At 53.8% G+C, this 23,232-nt stretch carries 17 protein-coding genes; 7 read left to right on the forward strand and 10 right to left on the reverse strand.

Going from position 1 to position 23,232, the window contains the following annotated elements; genetic code table 11:
- Positions 1–79 precede the first annotated feature (79 nt).
- Positions 80–1,240, reverse strand: coding sequence for an acyltransferase (locus OZX64_RS01110; protein ID WP_277173203.1), 1,161 nt, complete (start codon positions 1,238–1,240; stop codon positions 80–82).
- 61 nt (positions 1,241–1,301) lie between these two features.
- The gene (locus tag OZX64_RS01115; protein WP_277173205.1) at positions 1,302–3,194 is read right to left on the reverse strand and encodes a rhamnan synthesis F family protein; all 1,893 of its coding nucleotides are present in this window, start codon (positions 3,192–3,194) and stop codon (positions 1,302–1,304) included.
- A 349-nt stretch (positions 3,195–3,543) separates the two neighbouring features.
- On the opposite strand from OZX64_RS01115, the gene OZX64_RS01120 reads away from it, so the two are divergent.
- Positions 3,544–5,184: a glucosyltransferase domain-containing protein gene (locus tag OZX64_RS01120; RefSeq protein ID WP_277173206.1), complete on the forward strand. Its 1,641-nt coding sequence runs from the start codon at positions 3,544–3,546 to the stop codon at positions 5,182–5,184.
- Positions 5,185–5,270: 86 nt separating this feature from the next.
- Here the strand turns inward: OZX64_RS01120 and OZX64_RS01125 are convergent, their stop codons facing one another.
- The gene (locus OZX64_RS01125) at positions 5,271–7,463 is read right to left on the reverse strand and encodes an LTA synthase family protein (RefSeq protein WP_277173208.1); all 2,193 of its coding nucleotides are present in this window, start codon (positions 7,461–7,463) and stop codon (positions 5,271–5,273) included.
- Positions 7,464–7,685: 222 nt separating this feature from the next.
- A complete protein-coding gene (locus OZX64_RS01130; RefSeq protein WP_277173210.1) occupies positions 7,686–8,711 on the reverse strand; it encodes a glycosyltransferase family 2 protein in 1,026 nt (341 codons plus the stop codon).
- A gap of 286 nt (positions 8,712–8,997) precedes the next feature.
- On the opposite strand from OZX64_RS01130, the gene OZX64_RS01135 reads away from it, so the two are divergent.
- Complete coding sequence (locus tag OZX64_RS01135; RefSeq protein WP_348519412.1) at positions 8,998–9,927, forward strand: glycosyltransferase family 2 protein; 930 nt, start codon at positions 8,998–9,000, stop codon at positions 9,925–9,927.
- A 210-nt stretch (positions 9,928–10,137) separates the two neighbouring features.
- Here the strand turns inward: OZX64_RS01135 and OZX64_RS01140 are convergent, their stop codons facing one another.
- Positions 10,138–11,232, reverse strand: a complete 1,095-nt coding sequence (locus OZX64_RS01140; RefSeq protein WP_277173214.1) for a glycosyltransferase — start codon at positions 11,230–11,232, stop codon at positions 10,138–10,140.
- 346 nt (positions 11,233–11,578) lie between these two features.
- Between OZX64_RS01140 and mvk the strand changes: the two genes are divergently transcribed.
- The 3 genes from mvk to OZX64_RS01155 all read left to right on the forward strand — a co-directional run bounded on the left by mvk (position 11,579) and on the right by OZX64_RS01155 (position 15,513).
- Positions 11,579–12,772 (forward strand): mevalonate kinase, encoded by a 1,194-nt coding sequence (mvk, locus tag OZX64_RS01145; protein WP_277173216.1) that lies wholly within the window; start codon positions 11,579–11,581, stop codon positions 12,770–12,772.
- A gap of 499 nt (positions 12,773–13,271) precedes the next feature.
- Entirely contained in the window at positions 13,272–14,507 is a 1,236-nt protein-coding gene (gene mvaD, locus OZX64_RS01150) for a diphosphomevalonate decarboxylase (RefSeq protein WP_277173217.1), read from the forward strand.
- Between the two features lie 391 nt (positions 14,508–14,898).
- Positions 14,899–15,513, forward strand: a complete 615-nt coding sequence (locus OZX64_RS01155; RefSeq protein ID WP_277173219.1) for a GtrA family protein — start codon at positions 14,899–14,901, stop codon at positions 15,511–15,513.
- On the opposite strand, the gene OZX64_RS01160 is transcribed toward OZX64_RS01155, so the two are convergent.
- Both OZX64_RS01160 and OZX64_RS01165 read right to left on the reverse strand, forming a co-directional pair.
- Positions 15,489–15,788 carry a hypothetical protein gene (locus tag OZX64_RS01160; RefSeq protein WP_277173221.1) on the reverse strand — a complete coding sequence of 100 codons (300 nt, stop codon included), beginning with the start codon at positions 15,786–15,788 and terminating at the stop codon, positions 15,489–15,491. The two genes, OZX64_RS01155 and OZX64_RS01160, sit on opposite strands and share 25 nt — an antisense overlap.
- Positions 15,789–15,978: 190 nt before the next feature.
- Positions 15,979–17,337 (reverse strand): MFS transporter, encoded by a 1,359-nt coding sequence (locus tag OZX64_RS01165; RefSeq protein WP_277173223.1) that lies wholly within the window; start codon positions 17,335–17,337, stop codon positions 15,979–15,981.
- Positions 17,338–17,956: 619 nt separating this feature from the next.
- Between OZX64_RS01165 and OZX64_RS01170 the strand changes: the two genes are divergently transcribed.
- Together OZX64_RS01170 and OZX64_RS01175 are read left to right on the forward strand one after the other, a co-directional pair.
- Positions 17,957–18,640, forward strand: a complete 684-nt coding sequence (locus OZX64_RS01170) for a histidine phosphatase family protein (RefSeq protein WP_277173224.1) — start codon at positions 17,957–17,959, stop codon at positions 18,638–18,640.
- 413 nt (positions 18,641–19,053) lie between these two features.
- The gene (locus tag OZX64_RS01175) at positions 19,054–20,022 is read left to right on the forward strand and encodes a hypothetical protein (RefSeq protein ID WP_277173226.1); all 969 of its coding nucleotides are present in this window, start codon (positions 19,054–19,056) and stop codon (positions 20,020–20,022) included.
- 123 nt (positions 20,023–20,145) lie between these two features.
- Here the strand turns inward: OZX64_RS01175 and OZX64_RS01180 are convergent, their stop codons facing one another.
- From OZX64_RS01180 to OZX64_RS01190, 3 genes are all read right to left on the reverse strand, one after another.
- Positions 20,146–20,343: a hypothetical protein gene (locus tag OZX64_RS01180; RefSeq protein WP_277173228.1), complete on the reverse strand. Its 198-nt coding sequence runs from the start codon at positions 20,341–20,343 to the stop codon at positions 20,146–20,148.
- A 381-nt stretch (positions 20,344–20,724) separates the two neighbouring features.
- Positions 20,725–22,101, reverse strand: a complete 1,377-nt coding sequence (locus tag OZX64_RS01185; protein WP_277173230.1) for a DUF805 domain-containing protein — start codon at positions 22,099–22,101, stop codon at positions 20,725–20,727.
- A 205-nt stretch (positions 22,102–22,306) separates the two neighbouring features.
- Entirely contained in the window at positions 22,307–23,125 is an 819-nt protein-coding gene (locus OZX64_RS01190) for an ABC transporter permease (protein ID WP_277173232.1), read from the reverse strand.
- Positions 23,126–23,232 lie beyond the last annotated feature (107 nt).

Consider the following 23,232-nt stretch of genomic DNA (forward strand, 5'->3'; position numbering starts at 1 on the left):
TTCCCCGCAAGGATTGCGAACCGCCCTTTCGTTGCCCTTATAGATTATGCGCAGGAGCTACCCGCGAGTTGCGTCATCTTTATTGTGTGATCCGTTCACGCCATGGACGAGCGAACATCGCTTTTACGTAAGCAAGTGTCTTTTTATTGAGTACCTGCAGCGCCACACTCAAAGCCATGATGATGACGAAGTCTGCGAAGAAGAGGATATAGGCGCCGATAGGGTTCAAAGTGGCGGGATTGACGGCGGTGAATACCTGGATGATGACTTGGTGATGAACCAGGAAAATAGCGTAGGAATACTTCGAAAGCGAGCCGATGATCTTGCGTATCGGGCGGATATCAAGCCACTGGCTGATCCAAACGAGGAACAGGAAGAAGCAGAGACCCACCAGCGTGACGGCAAGATCGCCTTTGACCGGTTTGAAGATCTGCTGCAGTACCAGCAGCACCACTGAAACGCCGCCAAGCCAATGCGGAACTTTTTTGATGAACCTGACGAAATACATGCCGAACAGCAATTCAGGCAAGCGCGTGGTCAAGAGCAAATCCTGAGGCATATGGTGAACGGGGATATGAAGGAGGAGTGTCAACGCATAAAGAATAAGGCCGATCGCAGCTGTAGCCCATGGGTGATTTTTAACACCGTAACGTAGGATCGGGAAAATGACGTAGAACAGGACGATGAAGCCGAGGAACCATTCGCCGAGCGTATAGAACGTATGGAAACCGGCGTTGGCAAGATAACCGTCCATACCAACCGCGGAAAGAATCAAGGTCCATTTAGGAGCTCGAGCTGCAATGACGCCGGCATGAATCATAAGATAGACATTGGCGATGATGAAGGCAATCCAGAACATCGGGTAGATGGATTTGAAGCGCTTCCAGTAAAAGACCTTCAGATTGAGGTGTTCTTCGTCCTCATAGTTGTACATCAGCGCGGCGCCTGAAATGATGAGGAACTGCGAGACACCGAGGCTGCCGATGTAGATGCCGAATGGCGAATTGACGAAAATCGGCTTATTGGCCAAAAACGGATTGTTGAAATGAGTGACGACGATCAACAGAACGGAAAGCGCCCGCACCCAGTCCAAATAGAAGAGGCGTGGCTTGCGATGACGTTGTAGTGCGGAGTTGCCAGACGAGGCAGCTGGCGCTGTGACCTGTATCGGCTGGTCTGAAGCGTCAGCTGCTTTTGAGGTATTGGTGAATGCTACTGTTTCGGCTTTTGTGTCGCACATCGTAATATCCTCTGCCTAATACTCCTGTGCTCATCTGTTGGCTGATGAGAAATGAACTGTTCTATTTGTTGACTTGCCTTTTGCGTATCTTTACGAGCGCATCGCCGATGATCGGAGTTCGTCTGATGAGATTTTTGATGACACGAAGCAAGGCAAAACGGAAACGTTTCCCGACATAGATGTTTTTTGTCGTCTTTTCAAGAGTCTCACCTATCCACGGATCCGTGATCGCCCTAGTTATTTGACGCAGCTCGAACGACAGATTGGTGATTTCTATCCGGGCAAACCTGTCGGAGAAGATATATGCGGGGAAATAACCGTTCGACTGTGGTACGTAACAATATGAACGTTCGATGAAATGCAAGAGGGTCTTGTCGATTTTGTTTGGTTCAGGTGGGAAATCAGTATATTTCCAGTTGAGATCGAGCAGGCCTCGCATTGCTTCTGGGCGGAACCAGAACATGGTGCCCAAGGGCGCGACGGCTTCTTTTTTCGAATCGAGTGGGACGTGAATATGCAATGAATTCTGAAGGAATTGCTTGGTTCCTTTGAAATTAGGCCCCCAGGTATGGGTGTAGTTGGGGAAATAATCGGCATGGTTTGGGGGAGTAGGCATGGCGATGCCCAGTCGCGGGTTATCCTCAAAAAGTTTGATGACGTTTTCTACGTATTCTTTTGTCGGCAGCATGTTTTCGAAGCATTTGTAGCGGAACCCGTCACCAATGGATTGCGGGGAGAGCTGCGTGACCTTCTTGTCGTGCATGAAGCAGACGTAGTCGTATTTGAAGAGGTCTTTCCCGCCGCCGATGAGGAAAGCGCTCACATCTCGTCCGCGATTTTTGATAACTCGGACATCGACGTTATAGGGCAGATTGTTTTCAGCGCAGTAATCTCGAACGATTTTTGCGTTCTTTTCGCTGCCGACAGTGAGAATGAGGTCGCTTCCTTCGGGCATCGAACGCGCATACTGCATGGTCTGGTCGAGCAAATCCATGTAATAAAGATGCATGATCAGTGCGATTTTTTTATCTGCCGGAAGTTGGGTACCTTGATTTTGAGGCAACACGAAATCGAGGTGCAGGTTTTTCATCAAATCCGCAAGATTCATAGTGCGCAATGCATTTTGCCAGATGAGATCGGTGTCATAATCGGTATGATCACGCAGATATTCGAAGAGGTCAAAGGCGGCGTTACCTACAGATTGATCCATGGTGTCACTGTAATCATGGAAGAATGAACGCCTCTTGAAAATCGGGCAACGTTTCTCTTCCACTAACTGCTTCGCCGCGAAAGTGATGGGGCCGTATGAGAAGCCTTCAAGGTCGTCGGTATTGACGTAAACATCCCATTTGAAGCCTTTGTCCGCGAAACGTTTGGTGAACAGTGATTCATGCAGGCCCACGGAATCGAAATAGCTTTTGATTTCCGGCAGATTGTCCCAATAATCGCGGAATGCCTTGCTGGTGTGCAGGCTCTTGCGGTACGCATGGAAATGCGATTGGATATGTTCAGGGAGATAGCCATATGGGCTTCTGCCGAAAGGATCGCCATCCACTTTATGGAATTTGGTGATGCCCCAGAAATCAAGGTCGCGCCGGTCCATGGCCTCGAACATTTCCGAGAACGGGTAGACCGGGCCCATGATTGTGGCGTTGAAGAGGCAGATTTCGTCGAATTTCGCGAGTTTGTCCCAGCCGTAGGAATCCATCGCGGTTTTGTAGGCCCAGGCATCGAAGCCTTTGTTGGCACGTACGATGAGCTTGGTGCTGTCTACGAATTTCAGCAGTTTCACACGACTCTCATTGGTGAGCTTGCCGTTGACCACAATAGTGAATTCGGAGAAGAACGGCTTGAATCCATCGAGTAGGGTGAGCACGTAGTCATCCACGATTCCGTCTGCGTCGTAGAAGAAGAAAATTCCGAGGCGATTGACGTTAGATTCCGACAATAACATAAGGCACTGGTTCTTCCTAAAAATATTTCAATAATGATAATGGCTCTACTACTTTACACGTAACCTAAAGAAAACGATATGAGCATCGTTAATCGTTCGTTTATAGCGGCCAGGCAAGTACATCGTAGATGGACGCTGCATGTGCCGGTAGTGTATCAAGGTATAGGACGCGTTTATTTCCATCTCGTCGCCGGGCTCCATTGCGCGAATCTGCCTTGCCACGTGAGGAAACCGAAAATAGACACGATATCGGCAATGATGATTCATCTCACTGAGGTTTGAATGTCGGCTAGTGGGCAGATAGACTGATGGCATACTTTGATTGCTACTGTTGCGGGGGAGGACACAGGTGCGTGCAGGAATGATTGCTGGCCAAGGCGTTTCGCAGGATACAGAGGATGCCGATGACGTTGACGGGCGTGTTTCCCATCGCTGGCAAAATGCACAGTCATTTGAGGCCGGGAGTGCTCAAGAATACGGGATATCCGATTTTCTCGTGTTTCTTAGGCGTTTCCCTGGTGAGACTCTTATCTCTATGCTGTTCCTTTTGCTTGCATTCGGTCAGAAGCTCTTCACCAACAGGTTCTCGATCGATACCCAATCCATGATTCAAAGATCTGATTACCTGTACGAATCGTGGTTCAAGCTTGAACGCTTCGGCTTGGTCTGGATGAAGCGGTTGATCGGCGTTAGTTGGTACAACAATGCTCTGGCTTCGTTCCTTATGGTGGTTCTCTTGGGCGTGGCTGCTGTGGTCTGGGCCTATCTTTTTTATGGGGTCAGCGCGGACAAGCAGACGTTTCATCCGGCATTTTTCATGATTCCTTTCGTGGCCTCGCCGGTTATGGCGGAGCAGCTAGGTTTTCTGCTGCAGGGTCCCGAAATCGACATCTCCATGATGCTTGTTGCCGTTTCCCTGATGTTCCTGGTCAACGGTATGCGTAAAAAATCGTGGTGGCGTTGCGCTCTTTCCATATTCTTCGCGGCTTTCGCGTTCTCTGCCTATGCCGCTATGATCACCATGTTCGTACCTGCGGTCGCCATGATGGTTCTGTTCCAATGCCGTCACCAGAAGAACATGGGCCGTAAGCCATGGGTGTTTATCGGGGTTTCCGCAGTGGTGTGCCTGTTGGCGTACGTAATGTATTTCGGCGTCAATAAAATCGTGATGAAAGCGATGGGTGTCAATGCCAACGCTTACATATCGGATCAATCCAGATGGGGCACCGATTCGTTGCGCACGATAATGAATGCCATTGAGCAACATTTTGCGCAGATGTACAAAGGCCAGGGGATTTACTATTCGTTGTTATTCGCGATTTTGGCCGCGGTGTTTGTCGCTTATGTACTGGTGCTTGCTTTGTGCAGGAAAGTGAGCCCGTTCTATCTGATTATTGCGTTTTTGGTTTATTTATCTCCGATGCTAATGACAGTGATTCTGGGGTCCGGAGCTTTAGTGAGAACTGAAATCTCATACCCATTGGCATTTGCATTTGTGATGCTCTTTATTGGTGACGAGTTGTGTGGTCTAAGGGTGAAAGTCGGCAGCGTGTTCGCTTGCTTATTGGTTTTGGTTGTGGGATTGAACCAAGGGTTTATCACCAACCGTATCTTTTATACCGAGTCGGTGGTCTACGATCAGGATGTTCTGTTGTCTCGTTCGATAGCGGACAGAATCGGCGAATTGGGCGATGGGGAGATACCTCGTGAGCCTGTGGTCTTTGAAGGAAGTCACGCTTCCTCTTGTAATAAGGATTGTTTCAGTACAGATCAGATTGATCTTGTCGGGCGTTCGCTTTTCGACATCACGTTTTCAACCCAGCACGGTACTTGGGTGAAGGACCAGTTCATGGGTGCGCAAGGTTTCCAATACAGCTTTCCGACAGCGAAACAGATCGAAAACGCTGATGCCAAGGCCGAGCATTTGCCGCTCTGGCCCGCCAAAGGCAGCGTTGCGAAAGAGGAAGGCTATATCATCGTCAATTTCTGAGGCAACCCGAACGTTTCCTCTTCCTCCGGACTCAGGGAGTTCAGGCGGGGACTGATGGCGACTTATGGGAGCTTCGACCCGAATAATCAGTCTTTAAGGAAATCGGTATCTTTCAGATACCCCTTTCCGGCAGTCATATCGTACTGTATCAGTTGATAGTCGTGGAGCAGTTTCGCCGAGGATGCATTGAGCGAATCAGGAGCCATCACCGCCCCGTTTGCATCCAGATAGACAGGTTGGTCGTCGTTATTTCCTCCTGATGCTGCCGGGCCGGTCGCCGCGATGCTCTGGTGCATCAGCGTCAGGAATGCCAGATAGGGGCTGACTTTCGCATTCAAGTGCTCGGCGAGTTGGGCCGGGAAATAGTTCGGGGAAGTGATTTTGGCGTCGGTGTCCGGCAGTTTGGTGTTGGCGCTCGCGGAAGCGGCGTTCGACCAGATGAAATAGTCCGTCTGATGCAGGGCCAGCGTGTTTGCGGGGTCGGCATAGGCCGTGTCATAGATGCCGGGCAGGTGGTCTCCATACCACAACACGGTGATGGGTTTGTCGATTGCATTGAGGGAATCCAAGAAGCTCTGCGTTGCCGAATCGGTGTAGTCGACACCTTTGACGTAGGTATCGATGGAGCTTTTTTCGTCCTGATCAAGATTGGCGGTGCTGGTGTTCTCGTTGGCGAATTGGTTGTCTGCATACCAATTGCTATACGGGGAATGGTTCTGGATGGTGACCACTTGCAGGAACTGTTGGGAATCAGGACTGATTCTTTTCAGGGTCTCATCGTATAACGATTCGTCGGAAGCGTATGGGGCGCTGTCTATGGCTTTGACGTCTTTGAGCGTGTTCGGTCCGTCGGCGGCATAGAATTTCGAGAACTTGTATTTCTTCGGATAAATGGTGTTTCTGAAGTACATTTCTCCCGAATAGCCATGCAAGGCTATGGAACTCTTCGGCCCGTGGGCTTGGTTCCAGAGCTGATTGAGGCTTGGGGTCCAGCGTTGTCTGGGAACCAGCTGCTGGTAAGCGCTCGAGAATGAGGGATCGAAATTCGCCATACTCAAACCGGTGAACGCCTGGTACTCCATATTGGCGGTTCCTCCGCCGTAACCTGCGGAAAGCATCAGGCCGGAAGTGGTCGTGCTTTCCAGTTGGCGGATATTGGGCATCGGATCTTCGCTATACGAAATTCCGGGAACACGTAACGGATCCGAGAACGACTCCGAAAGGACCATGATGACGGTGTTGTCGGTAAGGTTTTGAGAGCGTTGTGTATTGATTTGCTGGGCCTGATCGCTGTATCTCTTCACCAGATCGGTCATGGTCGCCTTGCTGTAACCGCGGGGTCGCTCCATGACTTTCGTGTGCAGTAAACGCAGGAAGGTGATGGCTGGCCCATTAGTGTACGCATCGGTTATCTCGCCGCTGGGAACAGGGAAATCCGACAGGCGGTGCGCGAACCGTTGCGGCAGTGAGCCTTCGGTGCCGAGGCCGAAGGAAAAACCGAGCAGCAGGCACAATGAAATCAGAACGGAGACGAGGCGAGCCAGATTATGCCTGATGACGTTCTTCGAGGCAGTAGGGTGCCTCCACGAAGTTTCGATAATTCCTTTTCGCTTGTCTGCAAACTGCACAAGCACGCATACGGCAATGAGCAGTACGAGCCATAAGACCCCTTTGACCACCAGCGGCTTTTGATTTTCTGGAACAAAAGAAAGCAGTTTTCCGCCGGTGCCGCCCGCGATAAAATGTAGATCCGAGGGGACGACGGATTCATTGCGTAGGGGGACCTTGATTTTGTTTGCGACGCTGAATACGAGTGCGGTGACCGTGAATATCGCGCTCGCGATCCAGAACCTGTTGATCAGCAGGATCAGAACAAGGTAGGCGAGCCCGAGAACCAGAATGTTGAGGATGAACTGGTATTTGCCGAACAGCCACATTTTTGTCACAAAGAACGTCAGCTGGCCTTTGACGCTTTGATAGCCTGCGAGCGTTTGGTCCTGATTCGGTACTTTAGGCTCGACAAGTACGCTCCACTCAAGCATGAGGGTCGTGAATATGGTGATGGCGATGAAAACCAGTATGTAGACGATCGGATGGAATTTGATGCGTTTGTCCCATAGCCGTTTCGCCGCATCGGGGAGGTGAAATTTTGGAGTGCGCTCCACGGGGACGCTGCTCTTTTTATGTGCGGGAAAGTGGTGAATGGCAGACGTTACATGGTCCGGCTCGTCCTCTGTGTGCGGACGAGGAGGAATCACGTTCGGTGTGGCATTCTTCATAGCGTTCATGATATCAGTCAGCGAAAACGATACTATCTGTTTTGTTGGATACCGATAGAACGGTTTGCCTAACGTTGGTGGTGCTTCGTCCGGGATGGGGAAAGCGTGCTTGTAAGACCTAGCCCGGCCGATCCGAGCCGGGCTGGCTTCGGTGCTGTGGTTTTCAATGGAAAACGTTGCTGCCGCGCGAGATGAAAATTCACCGGTTGCAAGGCGTTTCCGCTATTGTTCCCGTTCGTCCGTCTTGTCGTCGGGACGGATGAGTTCCTCTTCGATCAGATAGTTCGGGCGGTTTTTCGTCTGGGTGAATATTCTTCCCAGATATTCCCCGATAATACCCAAGCTCAGCAGTTGGATGCCGCCCAATATGAGTACGACGATAAGGGTTGAGGCGTAACCCGGGACGTCTATGCCGGTCGAAAGCGTGCGTATGAATACGACAATCGCATAGATGATGGCGAGAAGCGAGGTGATGCAGCCGCACCATGTCGCGATTTTCAGAGGGGCCGTTGTGAAACTGGTAATCCCGTCCATAGCCAAATGCACGAGCTGGAAATAGTTCCATTTCGTCTTGCCCTGCTTGCGTTCGTCGCGGTCGTAAAGGAATTCTATTTTCTTGAACCCGATCCAGCTGAACAGCGCCTTGGAATTGCGTTCGGATTCGTCAAGCTGCTGCAGCGCATGGATGCACTTGCGGTCCAGCAGGCGAAAATCGCCGGTATCTTTCTGAATGGTTACACGGGAAACTTTTTGCAGGATTTGATAATAAAGGTGGCTGGTGGCTTTCTTCAGCCAGCTTTCGCCCTTTCTGCTTCTGCGGCGTGCGTAGACGTCCTCGTATCCCTGCCGCCATAGATCCACCATTTCGGGAATCAGCTCCGGGGGGTCCTGCAGGTCGGCGTCGATGATCACAAGTCCGTCGGTGTGGACGTTCATGATACCTGCGAACATCGCTTTTTCCTTACCGAAATTGCGGGAAAGGAAAATGTATTCGACGTATCGGTGGGTGGACGCGTATTCTTTGATGAGTTTTCGGGTTCCGTCGCTTGACCCGTCATCGACAAAGAGAAGAGTGTACGAAACCGGCTTATCGGGATTGGTGATAAGGGCTTCGGTTCGTTTGAAAAGGGTCGGAAGCGATTCTTCCTCGTTAAAGCAGGGCACGAGAATCGTAAGCGTCTTTTTGGCGTTGCCGGTCGTTCCTGCGGCGTTGCGTCGCGCCGTCCCCTTGCTGTCAGAGTGTTGCATGTCGACTAACCCTTTCGGTGATTTCTTCTACAATAGTAGTGTAGTCATAAGAACGGTGCCGTGGTGGTCAATACGAATATATTGTCTTTAATGGGGCATTGCTCGGGTCCCGAAACGGATATGGCATGAATTGCGGTTCTGGCCTCTATAAAAGGGGCCGTATGGTGTGCTATTTTGTCAATACGGTATCGGCGTATCGGTAATCGTTGAAATCTGAGTTTGAAAGATCGATTCCTTGGTGTGGACGAGTGCGAAAGGCGGTTGGGCAATGCGTATAGCGGCGGGAATGGTGACGTTTAACCCCGCTCTGGACGATTTGCGGGCCAGCGTGCCTGCGTTGCTGAAGCAGGTCGAGGCGCTGGTTGTCGTCGACAACGGGTCGGGCAACGTGGGCGACATCGCGAGTTTCGTGGAGGACTATCCGCAAGTCATCTTGCTGCGTAACGGCAAGAATCTTGGCGTTGCGACGGCGCTGAACCGTATTTTCGAATGGGCGCAAAAGGCCGGTTTTGATTGGGTGCTCACGCTGGACGATGATTCCGAGATTCCCGACGGCATGATCGACGGGTACCGGCGTTGCTTGAAGGACCGGGACGATGCAGCGGCTGCCAATCTCGGATTGTTGAATGATTCCGGTGGTGTCTCGGCTTCCGGGAATAGCGGCGACGGATCTAAGCGGGCGAATGGTTTCAAAGGTTCGGCTAGGGTCGGCATTGTCTGCCCGTTGCTCGTCAACCGCAGGGACGGCACCGTTTTTCACAGCAAACGAAACGAAAGCGAATGCATCACGTCCGGCAGTTTGACCAGCGTTTCTGCATGGCGGGCGATCGGCGGGTTTGACGATTGGCTGTTTATCGACGGGGTGGATTTCGATTTCTCGCGTCGGCTGGTGGCTGCGGGATATCCGATTGTCGAATGCAAGGCGGTGCTCATGCCGCATCAGATCGGCGAAAGCCGGACGATCAACCTCGGCTTCAAGCATCCGATCGCGTGGAATCACGCGCCGTTCCGCTGGTATTATATCGAACGCAACCAGCTGTATATCGACAAAAAACTCGGGGTATATTCCTGGCCTCGCTCGCTCGCGCGCATTGCCCAAGACATGCTTATCGTTTTGCTGTTCGAACGTAACAAAGGCAAGAAAATCGGCGCGATGCTGCGCGGCTGGCGTGCCGGCAAGCGTAAGATTCGCGGGATGAAAGTCAAAACGAAATAGGAAAAACAGCTGAGTCAATCTGACATATTTCTGCTGCGTGAATCTTTGAGTGTGTTCACTGATATCTATCTAATGCGAAAGGCGTTCCCGCTTTCTGCTTCACATGCGGATTTGTCGATTCATTGAAGATGCAGAACATATCAGCCAAATGATATTGCAATTGCGTGGAGATATCCTTTGGCTGAACTGGAGTCAAGAATATCGTGCGCATCACTTCATATTCTTGATTTCGCGGTCGTAGACGAATTTTTCGGCCAGGCGGATCAGGCGGAGGGTGGCGCATTCAGCGCGTTGGGCCAAGCTGAGATTACCCAATGCTTTGGCAGTCTGTCGATTGTCGTTGTTGGCGGTCTCAAGAGTCCGCGAGATATCGTTTTGTGATTCTGGCGTGACGTTTTTGATCTCTTTGTTCTCTTTGCCTTCGCGAGACTCCAGTTTCGCGGCCTGCTGCTCGTACTTGTTGTTGCTTACCAGCGTGTAGTAGCTGCGGGCGGGAAGCACACCGTTTTCGCGGCAGATGTCCATGTTTTTGAGCGATGCGGCGACATGGTCGTGATAGAACGAGGCGCTGCGCATGTTGTGGGTCACCGAATCCGGTCGTTGCAGCCAATTGTAGAGATTGACGTCAATGTCGGCGACAGTGCCCATTCGCGCATAGAGCTTGCACGCGGTGGCGGTGTCCTGGGCGTAGACGCCTTCGGGGAAACGGATACCATCCCAGAGTTCGCGGCGGTAAAGACGGCACCAGTTGGCTTCGTTGAAATATTTCGTTTCGGTTTTGCGGCCGAGCGCGTCGCCGAGGATGCGCAGTGATTTGCAGAATACCGTCTGATAAGCGTGGAGTGGATGAGAGAAAACCGTTGTCTTTTGGGGATTCGGCGCGCCTTGCTGCGCAACGGCTGCGACTTCGCTGAGCTGCGAGACGCCGAATTGACGCCAACGTGCCTTGCTCATGTCCGCGTCCGTCGAGACGAGGGCGTGCAGCAGCAGCTCGATGTTGCGCCGGTCGAGGATGTCGTCGTTGTCTGAGAATGCGATGTATTCGCCGTGGGCCGCGTCAAGTCCGGCGTTCTGGGCCCTGCCGATACCCCCGTTGACTTGGTGAATCACCTTGACCCGTTGGTCGGCGGCCGCGTATTGATCGCATAGTTCCGCCGACTTGTCCGTTGAACCGTCATCGATAAGGATGATTTCGAGGTTCCGATAGCTCTGCCCCACAATCGAATCCATGCAATAGTGCAGGTAATCGGCTGCGTTGTAAACGGGGACGATGATGGAAACGAGTGGCTCCGCGGTATTGGTCATATCCATAAGTGTAGAGAGTGGTGGCGAATGTTGAGGCAGACGAGACGGTGAAGAAAAGGTGAATGCGCCAAATGAAAGTTCACACAAACCAATATCGCCTTCTCATTATCTTCACGTTCGTTCGCGCACAGTTCACAAATCGATTTCTAGACTCGGAAACCGGTAGGCAATCAATGCCGATACCGGTGACGTGAGAAGCCACGATAGATGTTGGCAAGCAATATCGAAGCATGCTGTGTCGGTCTTAATCGCAAAGTCGGTTTCGAGCTGGGAATGGCGATGTATGGTCGCAAGGGTGTTGAGGTATTGATCGCCGTTGTAGACGCGTGAAAGGTGATGGCTCAAGATGGTGCACATGGGGTATGGCGAGACCTGGGCGAAGGTCATTCTCATGGGCGAGCATTCCGTGGTGTACGGCTATCCGGCTGTTGCCGCGCCGCTGCTTTCGCTGAAGATGCGGGCCTGGGTCACGCCGGTGGCGTCGATGCAAAACAATGCTGAGACTTTTAGTGCCGCGGATTACGCTGCCTCAAATCACACTGCCTCAGATTACGATACTTTGAAAACTCCGAATCGCTATGCCGCAGGCTCGCGGTCTTCGCGCACGGTCATCAGCGATTTTCGTCATTGTGCATCTGTGTCTTTGGATTCTGGTTCCGATTTTGATTCCGATTCGCAAAAGCCTTGTGGCACCCTCAAAGCCTTGAATTATCAGGGTTCGCTTTCTGATGCCGGAAGCCGTTTCGGAGGTCTTGAACGTGCGGTCAAGGTCGCTACGGAATTCGCCGGTTATCCTGGTCTCGCTTTCGATGTGGTCACCGATAGTTCGTTCCCTGCAGGCCGTGGCATGGGTTCTTCGGCCGCCAGCGCTGGAGCTGTGATTCGCGCGATCCTTGACGCCTGCGATGTCAAGACGAGCGAGCAGCAGATTCTGAAGCTGACCAACGAGGCTGAAATCATCACGCACGGCAACCCGTCCGGGCTCGACGCCGCGACGACCTGCTCGCGTGATCTGGTCGCCTTCGAATCCGGGGATATCGAGAAAATGCACGTCGACATGCCGGCTTACCTGGTGATTGCGGATTCAGGTATCGCCGGGAGTACGCGTGAGGCCGTGGGCAACGTTCATCAAGAGGACGAGCGGGATCATGCGCATATCAAGTCCGTCATGGACGAACTCGGCGAGCTGGCCCGCGCTTCGGAAACCGACCTCGAACTGGGGACGGTGGCGATGCTCGGCGAGCGCATGAACCGTGCGCACGGATTGCTCAATGAGCTCAACGTCAGCCATCCTCTGGTCAATCACCTGGTCGACGCGGCCCGCACGGCTGGGGCCAGCGGCGCGAAAATGACCGGCGGAGGTCTCGGCGGTTGCCTGATCGCTTTGGCCGCTGACGAGCAAAGTGCCAAGAACGTCAAGCGGACATTGCTGCATGAAGGCGCTCACGAGGTTTGGATTCATTCGCTGGCGGCCGCGCAGGCGGATGATGAGGCAGATGCCGAGTCAACTGCACGGCCCGCTGTCGTATCGCTTGCCTAGTTGCGGGTGGTGCAGAAGTTTCTGCCAAGAGGCGGACGGCAACGATATTCCGATCTTGGCTCGGTAAGCAAAGACATTTGTAATTACGTCGGAATCTCATCAATACGAAGAAAATCACACTTTGCGACGATTTTTTGTGATTATCGGTGTACTTTTTGCCATCATGCAGAGAAAATCACGTTTTTGGGTCGGTTTCTGTGATTTCTTCGGCGGGCATGCAGAGAAGATCACGTTTTAGAGTCGGTTTCTGCGATTTCCGTTGTATTTCCGACGGTCATGCAGAGAAAATCACATTTTTGGAATGTGCAGGTGATGTTCTGATGGGCTTGGATTTCGTGCAACGCGCTTGCGGTGTTCACGATGTGGCAGACGGATTAGGCAGAAGTCAGTGGAAGGCTCTGTGTCCTGTTCGCCGCAGACGACGCGAATTCTGCGGGTTTGGTAGATAGTGCCGCATTTGTATACCTTGATTGGCTGCGGCGGGATAGACTTTGAGATTGTGAAGATCGGTGTAACGGATATGGCGAAAACGCGGGAACTGCAGGAGCAGGAGTCGGAGCGTTCCGTTTCGCATAGGCAAGTGCCGGTGAGTCAAGCCGCGTCGAAAAAGGCCACTGCCGTCGCCAACGCCAATATCGCGCTGATCAAATATTGGGGTAAGGCCGACGAACGTCTGATTATTCCCCGTGCCTCGAGTCTTTCGCTGACCCTTGAGGGCCTGTCCACGCGGACTACGGTCGAGTTTGTGGAACCGGAATCGGCGTCACGGCTTTCCGCAAAGTCCGGATCGTCGACTTTACGGGATGATGCTTCGCAAGTTCCTGATACGGTATCCTCTCAATTCGTATGCTCAGGATTGTCCTCAGAGAGAGCATCGGCTTCGAATGCCGGTTCCGTGGTTCCTGATGGTTCGCAATTCTACGATTCCTTGACCATCGATGGCAAAACGCAGCAAGGCTCATCGCTGGCCCGTGTCTCGAAATTCCTTGATATCGTGCGCGACAAAGCCGGTATTGCATTGCCCGCTTGCGTGACTTCGTCAAATACCGTCCCGTTCGGAGCCGGGTTGGCCAGCTCGGCGTCGGCGTTTGCGGCGCTCGCAGCGGCAGCTTCGAAGGCTGCCGGGCTTGAGCTGAGCCCGCGCGACCTGTCCCGCTTGGCCCGCCGCGGTTCGGGATCGGCCTGTCGTTCGGTTTTCGGCGGATTGGTGAAATGGAATGCGGGACACGATGACGAAAGCTCGTATGCCGAACCGGTTGATGCCGGTGATATGGATCTGGCCATTATCGTCGTGCTGATAACCAGTGCCAAGAAGCCGATTTCCAGCCGTGAGGCCATGCGGCGCACCATCGCCACCTCGCCGCTTTACGACGCGTGGATCGATTCATGTGGCACGGATATGGATGACGCGCTGGCGGCGATTCGTTCGGGCGATGTGCAGCGTTTGGGCGAGATCACTGAAGCCAACGCGCTTGGTATGCACGCGGCGATGATGGCAAGCCGGCCCGCCGTGTTCTATTGGTTGCCGCAGACTGTCGCCGCGCTGAAGGCTGTTGCCTCGATTCGCGCTGATGACGGCTTGGGCGCATGGTCGACGATGGATGCCGGTCCGAACGTCAAGGTGCTTGCCGACGGCCGCGACGCTGAACGTGTCGCTGACGAGCTGCGCAACCGTCTGCCCGGCTGCGAGATTGCGGTCCATCGGCCGGGTGCCGGCGTGCGTTTCCTGGATTGAGCCATCGCTCGATTCGCTGAATCGTTGCTTGGCGTCATCATTTGCGCAATATTCTTAGAATAATGACGTTTGGCCGTTCTTACTGTTCATGGTTTGGGAATATTCTCAGATAATTGACGTTTTGCCGTTCTTATTGTCACTATTCTTGGATTATTCTCGGGCAATTGACGTTTGCTTGTTCTTACTGTTCATGGTTTGGGATTATTCTCGGGAAAGTGACACTTGGCCGTTGTTACTGTTCATAGTTTGGGAATATTCCTGAAGTAGTGACATTAGGGTGCGGATCCTGCCGTCACCTTGTCATAGTGAATATGTCTTCCATGCGATGAATCAGTGGTAATTATACATTCTCGCCGGTGTTTGGCAGGCGTAGGTAGTTAAATGGTTGCTTGTGAAAAAGCTTATTGAACAACTGGTGAAATTCGGTTTGGTCGGCGTCATCGCTTTCGTCATCGACGAAGGTATCATGAACATCCTGATCGTCGCGCACGTCAACAACGTGGTGGCGAGCACCATTTCGTTCCTGATTTCATTGGTGTTCAACTACTGGGCCAGCATGAAGTACGTCTTCAAACACCGCGACGATATGGCCCGCTGGATGGAAGCGCTGATTTTCCTAGTCTCGTCCGTCATCGGTCTGGGAATCAACGAATGGATTATCTGGATGAGCACGCTCGGGATGCCTGCCAATGCCATCGTCGCTCAGCACGGCATGTATATCCTGCGTTCCAACATCGGCAAGATCGTCGCCACCGTGGTGGTCGCCATCTGGAACTTTGTCATTCGTAAGTGGCTGCTTGACGATCATTCCGGGCAGAACGATCAAGCCGCGAATCAAGCCGAATCGGTCGATTCGCGGGCTACGATGAACGCTTCGGCGGCTTCTGCATCCGCGGCAGTGCCCGCTTCAGCCAGTAACGCTTCAGCTTCTGCGGCTCGGCGCAAGACTTTCGCCCAAAAGCTGGGCGAGTGGTCCATCGCTCATACCCCCAAGGGTTGGCAGTGATTTTTATTTCCGTTTCCATATGATTTTTTCATTGCAGGCATTAACAATCCTCTGAAATCTCCTGAATTCGCGATGTTGGTGCCACCAAGATACCCAAAAATTGAAGATTGAACCAACAATCTTCGATTTTTAATGGTCTTGGTGCCACCAAGATGGCCAAAATAGTGAGAATGGTTCTCATATCTTGCGATTAAGCCTATCTTGGTGGCACCAACATGGGGGAAACGGGAGATTTTTCTAGATAAATGTGGCAGCAGACAACGAATGAGAGTCATTAGGCGTGTATTTGCATGTAACGCGGCTAGATTGTCGATATTCGTTGACTGGGTTTGTGCCGAAAAAAACGCATGTCACGCAAGACTTCGCACAATGACGAGTCACTGATTCTTAGTAGTGGTTTCTACGGATTCGAAAAAAATACGCCGATATCCGCTACATGTCTATTAGCTATTCGTCAAGCATCAATCAAACATTTATCTCGGTGAGCATCGGCGTTTCGGTGCTCTGCTTGATCTGGCGGAAACCAGTGAAGGAGAGCAGCAGCGAGGCGATGGCCAACACGCCGACGACCAGGAATCCGCCGTGCGAGCCCATGTGATCGATGAAGATGCCTGCGATGGCCGAACCAGCCGAGCCGCCGATGGAGTTCATCGCGCCAGTCCACGCCATACCTTCGGTGAAGCGGGTGGGCGGCACCAAGTGGAGCATGAGCTGGTTGCCGTTGATCCACGTGGGCGACTGGCACACGCCGATGATCAAATAGATGACCATGATGATCCATAGTTTGCCCGCGAACATGAACAGGCAGGTCCCGAGGTCCACCACAATCAGGCAGAAGTAGAAGCGTTTCCACAGCGGAATTGTCCAGTTCTTCGCACCGTAGAAGATCGCGCCGATCATCGAGGAGAATGAGAAGCAGGCGGAGACGAAGCCCACCCATTGGCGCATGTTCTGCTCGGTGGCCATGGCGACGATGGAGATGCCGGCGGCCGACTGGAAGGCGCCGATGCCGAACCAGGTGACGCACATCGCGATGAGGCCCGGCCCCCAGATAGATTGTCCGGATTTCAGCAGGCCGGCTTTCTCCTCCGCGGCTTCCGCACGTCCACGCAACTTGGCGGCTTTCAGCGCCTCACGCCGACGGTATTCCTTTCGTGAGATGCCGGCTTTGCGGGCGAGATCGGTCTGCGATGGCGGTTCCGTGGAAAGTTCTGTCAGGAACATCAGCGCGCCGACGATGACGCACATGCCGGTCACGGAGAAAGCGAGCACACCGGAAATCACGGCCAGGGTCGAGGCCAGAGGATTGCCGATGACCCACATCGCCTCGTCGAAGACGCCGGAAAGTGATAGCGCCCGGTCGGTGCGCACGCGGTCTCCGTGCAGCAGTGTCGTCCAACGCTTGCGCGACATTGCGCCCCACGGTGGTATGGCCGACATGAACGGCACGATGACGAACAGTATCCAAGAGGGTACGCGAGCGGTGATGCACGAAACCATCGCCGTCGCTGCCACAATCCAGACGATGATGGTGGGAATGGAAACCTGACGCTGCCCGAACTTGTCGACCAGCTTACCGAGTACGGGGCTCATAATTGCCAACGCGATGGCCTGGACGGCGCTCAGTGCTCCGGCGAGCGTGTAGTTGCCGTAATAATGCTGTACAGAAATGGTGATGGTCATGCCGACCATCGGGAAAGGCATGCACGCGATGACCGAACCGATGGCGAAGCGTGCGGTGTGCGGCATGCGCAATAGTTCGGCATAGCCTCCAAATAGGCGGTGGGAGGCGTCTTTGAGGCCAGAGACGGGTATAAAGCGCATGGCTTTAGGAATTCCTTTCAAAATGCGTTGGGAAGTCTTGCGGTTGGTGGCAGCGGAGAAACCGGTTGGGCTATGAACGGCTCGTGTGTTGTGCTCGCGCGAGTCGATCGATGATTTAGGCTGATAAAAAATAACCTTTTTCTCTGCTTTCAGGCTCGATACTTTACCGGTCATGTACTACGACACGCGGTGAATTGCGCGGTAAACGAAGAATAAAACGTAAATCTTTTGCGAACGTACGTAGAACGCGGTTTGGGTGTGCGAAACCAGACGCTGAGGGTGTCGTGAATTGTGAATATTGCCGATTTTCAGGTATCTTGGTGCACCAAGTTGCCCGATAACAGTCAATTGGACCTCCATTCTTCATTATTGAGGTATCTTGGTGCACCAAGTACCTGAAAAATGGATGATTTCACTTGAATTCTTCAAATTTTGGCGGACTTGGTGCCACCAAGACGGCGAAAAGATGCAGCATCGGCCTCGTTCTGATTCAGGGATGTGCCAGAAATGTGTTGGATGCGGTGGGAGGATGGGGTGGATTGACCTCGTTGCGTGATGCGTGCAGATACGCTGGTATTTTAAAAGTAAGCAAGCAACCGGAGCCAATGAAAGGCCATCTATGTCGTCATCATCGTCGTCAATCGAGAAGCGGACCACGTTGCATTTCGTCCGTCACGGCAAGGTCGAGAATCCCGATCACCTGCTCTACGAACGGCTTCCCGGTTTTCATCTTTCGGCATTGGGATTGCGCATGGCCCAGGTCAGCGGGCGTTACATTGCGGCGGACGCGCAGATGAACCAAGCAGTGGCGCTCTATTCCTCGCCGTTGGATCGCACACGTGAAACAGCACAGGCAATTTTGGCGGAACTCAACCCGGTACGCGCCTCACGCGGGGAGGCTGAGCTTTCCATCGAAACCGACCCGCGACTCATCGAGGCGGGCAACGAGTTTCGTGGTCTGCGCATCGGCTACGGCAAGGCCGCTCTATGGCGACCGCGGAGCCTCAGACTCGTGCGCAACCTTTGGCGGCCCAGCTGGGGGGAGAGCTATCGGCACATCGCGGACCGGGTCGGCGATTTCGCGCAGGAGATGGTGCGCCGCCACCCCGGGCAGCAGGTGATCGTCGTGAGCCACGAATCGCCGATCTGGAGCTATCGGCACATGCTGGAAACCGGCCATCCGGAACACAATATGTTGCTGCGGCACACCGCGCTCGCCTCGATCACCTCGATCACCTACGACAGCAAAACCGGCGAAGTGCTCGACATCGCCTACGTCGACCCGGCCAAGGACGTGGAATAGGATTGGCGTTTGCTCGTGCATAGAGATAATGGCGGAATAATGGCGGTTTTGTGACGCTGGGAGTTTGGTTTGCGTCGTGATTCTTCCAACAACGTTGCGTGTTGGCGGTTTTGTGACGTTGGGAGTCTGGTTTGTGTCGTGATTTCTCCATTATCGTTGTTTGTTGGCGGTTTTGTGACGTTGGGAGTCTGGTTTGTGTCGTGATTTCTCCGCTATCGTTGTTTACTGGCAGTTTTGTGACGCTAGGAGCGCGGCAAAGTGCCGTTGGTGTTTCGCCTGGTCCGCCGCGGTTGCTAGGGCCGCTGGCTGGCTTGACGCGGAATCGGATGCGTCGGCGTTGTCATAGCCGCGGATGGATTACGATAGAGTGAGAACAAGAACCGGCAATTGGCAGTAGAGGCAAAGGAGCGAATATGGCGGTTGACATTGAGGGTGGCATCATCAAGGATGGGGAATTGGCTCGTTTGGCTTTGATGCCCGGTGTGCGGGATGCGGCGCAGGCAGGCGTCGATCTCATTGCGCTTTGGCCGTTGGATACGGCGCAGAAATTGAGCAATGACGCGAAATATGCCGAAGACCTGCAGGTTTTGGTCTGCCGGGCCGTCGCCGAGGTCATTACCGGCGAGGAAATTCCCATGGCGGACGCGGAATTCGTTTATGAAGGTGCGGTGAGTATACCGGGACGCCCTCAGTCGATGGTCGACGCGTTGATTGACGTCAATGATGCGTATGAGCAGATGGAGGACTATTCCCGTTCTGGCGACACTTCGTTGGTGATGGCCGGTGCCGGCGAGCTCAATGTCGGTTGGGACGAGAAAACGGTGAAGGCCGTCGCCGCCGCGCTTGAGGAGATCGAGCAGGCCGCCGGTGCCAGCGCTGTATCGGGCGAAGACGGGCAGGGCGACGATTGGGAAGACGATTCCACCCCGCACGGTCCTGACGTCGAGTCTGTGGCCCAGCGTTTTGCGGTGGTACTGGCCGCGATCAGCGGGCTGTTCGGTCTGGTCGAAAGCGATGATGGCGCCTCTGCGGATGCCGCCGTCCGAAACGCGACTCCGATCATGCTTTATATCAACGAATTGTGCGAGCGCATGGCGATTCCGCGCATGTACCTGACCAGCGGGCAGTTCAAGGATTTGGTAGCTAAGTACCGTGCGGTGGCAGGTTCCGGCAATGGAGATGGTTCACTCGCCGCAGTGGCCGAGTTTGTGGCGCCGCTCGCCAAGGCCGAGTGGGAGAAGCACCATAACGACGTCATCTACGATCCGGTGGCGGTGGCCAAGGCCGAGAAGGAGAAGGAAGAGAAGATCAAGAAGGCCAAGTTGGCCGAGAAATTCAAGGATATCCCCGAAGACAAGAACAAGCCGCCCGTGGAGCTGTAGGCTTTACAACGGTGAGCCGATCCGGGTGAACCCCGGTTTCGGCTTTGCCTGAAACGGTACATATACGAAACGTGCGCTACCTACAACATCGTGGTAGCGCACGTTTCGTATGAAAGCCGGTTTTTACTTGGTCGCTTTCCGATGCCTCTTAAGGGGGTTCATATCGGTGTGGCCCATATAGCCCCGGGCCGGTTCCCCGCCCGAACCGGGCAGTTCCGTCTTGCCGTCATGGCCGCCGCCGGGCCTTGTATTGGCGTCAAACGGCGGTTCCTTGAGGTCTGCGTTCTTCGGATTCTTGGTTGAGTCAGCTGAATTCATCATGTTCATTCCCTTCCGAACAACCACACACGTCGTGATATGTCGGTTTTCCCAACAAGCGTTGGATATGTATATGTACCTTTATTAATCCATTGTAACGGATTTTTGTAAAAATTGCAGATTTTGGCTTGTATCTGATTATTGATTAACTGAGATGATTGGTTGCTGGTTGCTGGTTGCTGGTTGCTGGTTGCTGGTTGCTGGTTGCTGGTTGCTGGTTGCTGGTTGGTACAGGTACAGGTACAGGTACAGGTACGAGTAGGGGCGTAGCAGCCGAACACACGTTTGCCGGATTATATACGATTATTGACTTGACTATACAATCGGCCCTTTGGATTCATCTTGCAGACGCATCCAAAGGGCCGACAGCGGTTTGATCATCGCTTACTGTGCGGAACCATTGTCGTTCCCGACGCCGTTTTCCGTGCCGAATCCGTTATCGGGTTGCTGGCCCTGCTGATTCTGCTGCCCAATCCATCCGAAAGAATCCTGGTTTTGGCTTGAGGGCTGGCCGAACTGGCTGCCCGCGGTCTCCTGCGGATTCGCCGGCTGCTGGTACTGCTCGTCGGCGTTGGCAACGTTTTGGCGGTTCGTCTCTTGCAGATACGGGCTGTTGGCAGGATTCACAGAGTTTCCATACTGCGGATTCTGCGCGTTGAACGGGTGTTGCTGCACCGGCTGCTGGGCAAACTGCTGGCCGTACTGGTTGCCGGCCGCGGCTTCCTGGTTCATCGGCTGCGTGAATTGGCCACTTGCCGGTGCGGCTTGCGCAATGGGCTCATCGAAACGTGCGCCTTCGGGCTTGGGACCTTGCACCATGAAAATGAGGCCGATAATGAATCCCGCCAACAAGCACAACAGGAAGATGATGGCTCCAAGGACAACGCCACCTGCGGCACCGGCACTAACCGCGCCCATGGCATTCATGCTTGAGCCCATTACCGAGCTGACGCCCAATCCTGCGGTGATGGCGATGAAAGCGAAAACGATGAACCCGGCGACGGTCAGTCCTCCTGGCAGCAGTATCCACCAGCCGGACTTGCCTGAATCATGCAAACGACGGATGCTGATGGCGATCCAAGGCACCAGTACTGCGAGCGCCCAAATGCTGTCGAGGAAGCTATTGGTTTCGTGCAGGACGCCTCGGTCGATAATCATGATGACGATATTGACCACGACATAGAACAGATAGGACCACCAGAACTCGCTGCGGCTGGCACGGCCAGAGAACCTGACGTAATTGAGGAAGAAGCGCTTGACGGCTTCGATTGGCGGGCACCCATAGTAAGGCCTGTTCAGCGGGACGGCTGCCGCAGGGGCGGAATTGTTGGGATTCGGGGCTCCATAAGGGGGCTGCCCGGGGTTTCCGGCTGGGAATGCCGGAGCGCCGCCCTGGGCCGAGGGCTGGCTGGTTGTGGGCTGGCTGGTTGTGGGCTGGCTGGCTGCGTATTGAGGCGGGACGTTGCTTTGCTCCGGCTGTGGGGCGCTGTACTGGAATTGTGGTACCGAACCGCTCTGGGAAGCTCCCGAGCCGGGTAGTGGAGGCAGACTGCTTACGGAATTCTGGGTTTCTCCCGGCTGTTGCGGCGTCGGCTGAGCGCGATTCTCGCTTGACGGCGTGCCTGCCTGATATTGGTACTGCGGCACCGATGAAGGCGTGGCAGGGTTGTAGGAGGTGTTGGAAGAATTGTTTTCGCCGTAGTACGGATTTTGATCCGCCGAAGCATTGCCTCCGTTTTGTTCAGCGCTTGTGTCGTTCATCGATTTCCTTTCGTTGAACTGCTCCTCGTTATATGCATATTGCGATAATCGTCGAATATCCACATCGTCCGGACACAGCATGAAGATACGAGCCCGCATCTTGCTTTCAGTTTAACGGATAATGTTGAAAGCCTGCAACTGTGGATAGGTTATTGTTCGCGCGCTTGGGAATATCGGCACGTTGCGCAAGGTCGGTTATCGGCTATTACAGTTCGCTGTCGTCCAGCGATATCGCGTCATCCTCGCCTGCCGGGCCCAGCAGTACGCGCTCGACAAGCGAGACCAGACCGAGCAGAATGCCGGTCATCGCCACAACGACGATGGCGGCTGAGAAGATCATTGCCGTCTGGAACGAGTTGAACGCGCCTTGCAGCCATACACCGAGGCCGTTGGTCGCCCCGAGGTATTCGGCGGTAACGGCCGTGCCGAAAACATAGGCGGCGCTGATGCGGATACCGGAGAAAATCTGGCGGGCGGCGACGCGCAGTTTCACGTGGAACATTGTCCAGAGTTTCGTCGCCCCGCAGGTCAGCGCCACATCCTGATAGAACTTGGGCACGGCGACGAGGCCTCTTGAAGTGTCGACCGCGACGGAGAAAAGACCGAAGACGGCCACAAGCGTGATTTTGCCGGCCGGGTTGAAGCCGAACCAGATCATGAACAGCGGCGCGATGGTGATGATGGGGATGGTCTGTGCCGCCACGAGCAGCGGGTAGAAGGCGCGATTGGCGGTTTTCGAAGCATAGAGGCCGATGCCGACGGCAATGCCGACGATGACCGCGATGATGAACCCTGCCAAGGCCTCTGCGGTGGTTACGGCCGTTGCTGCCATCAGATCGGGCCATGTGGCGATCATCGATGAGACGATGGCGGTCGGGGAGGCCAGCGTTGTCTCGCTGACGAGATGGGCGTTCGCCGCGATCTGCCAGAGCGCCAGTACCGCGCCAATGGTGATGGTCGGCGGCAGGACTGTGCGCCACCAGTGTTGCGCGGCATGGTGTTGGTGCTGTGCCACAGAGTCCATGATCATATCTCCTTCATTTGTCTTCATAGTATCTTGGTGCCACCAAGATGGCTGTTTTCCGTCAATTGGGGGTTAATTCTTCGATATTTGGGGGTCTTGGTGCACCA

Source organism: Bifidobacterium sp. ESL0704 (assembly GCF_029392075.1).
GTDB lineage: Bacteria > Actinomycetota > Actinomycetes > Actinomycetales > Bifidobacteriaceae > Bifidobacterium.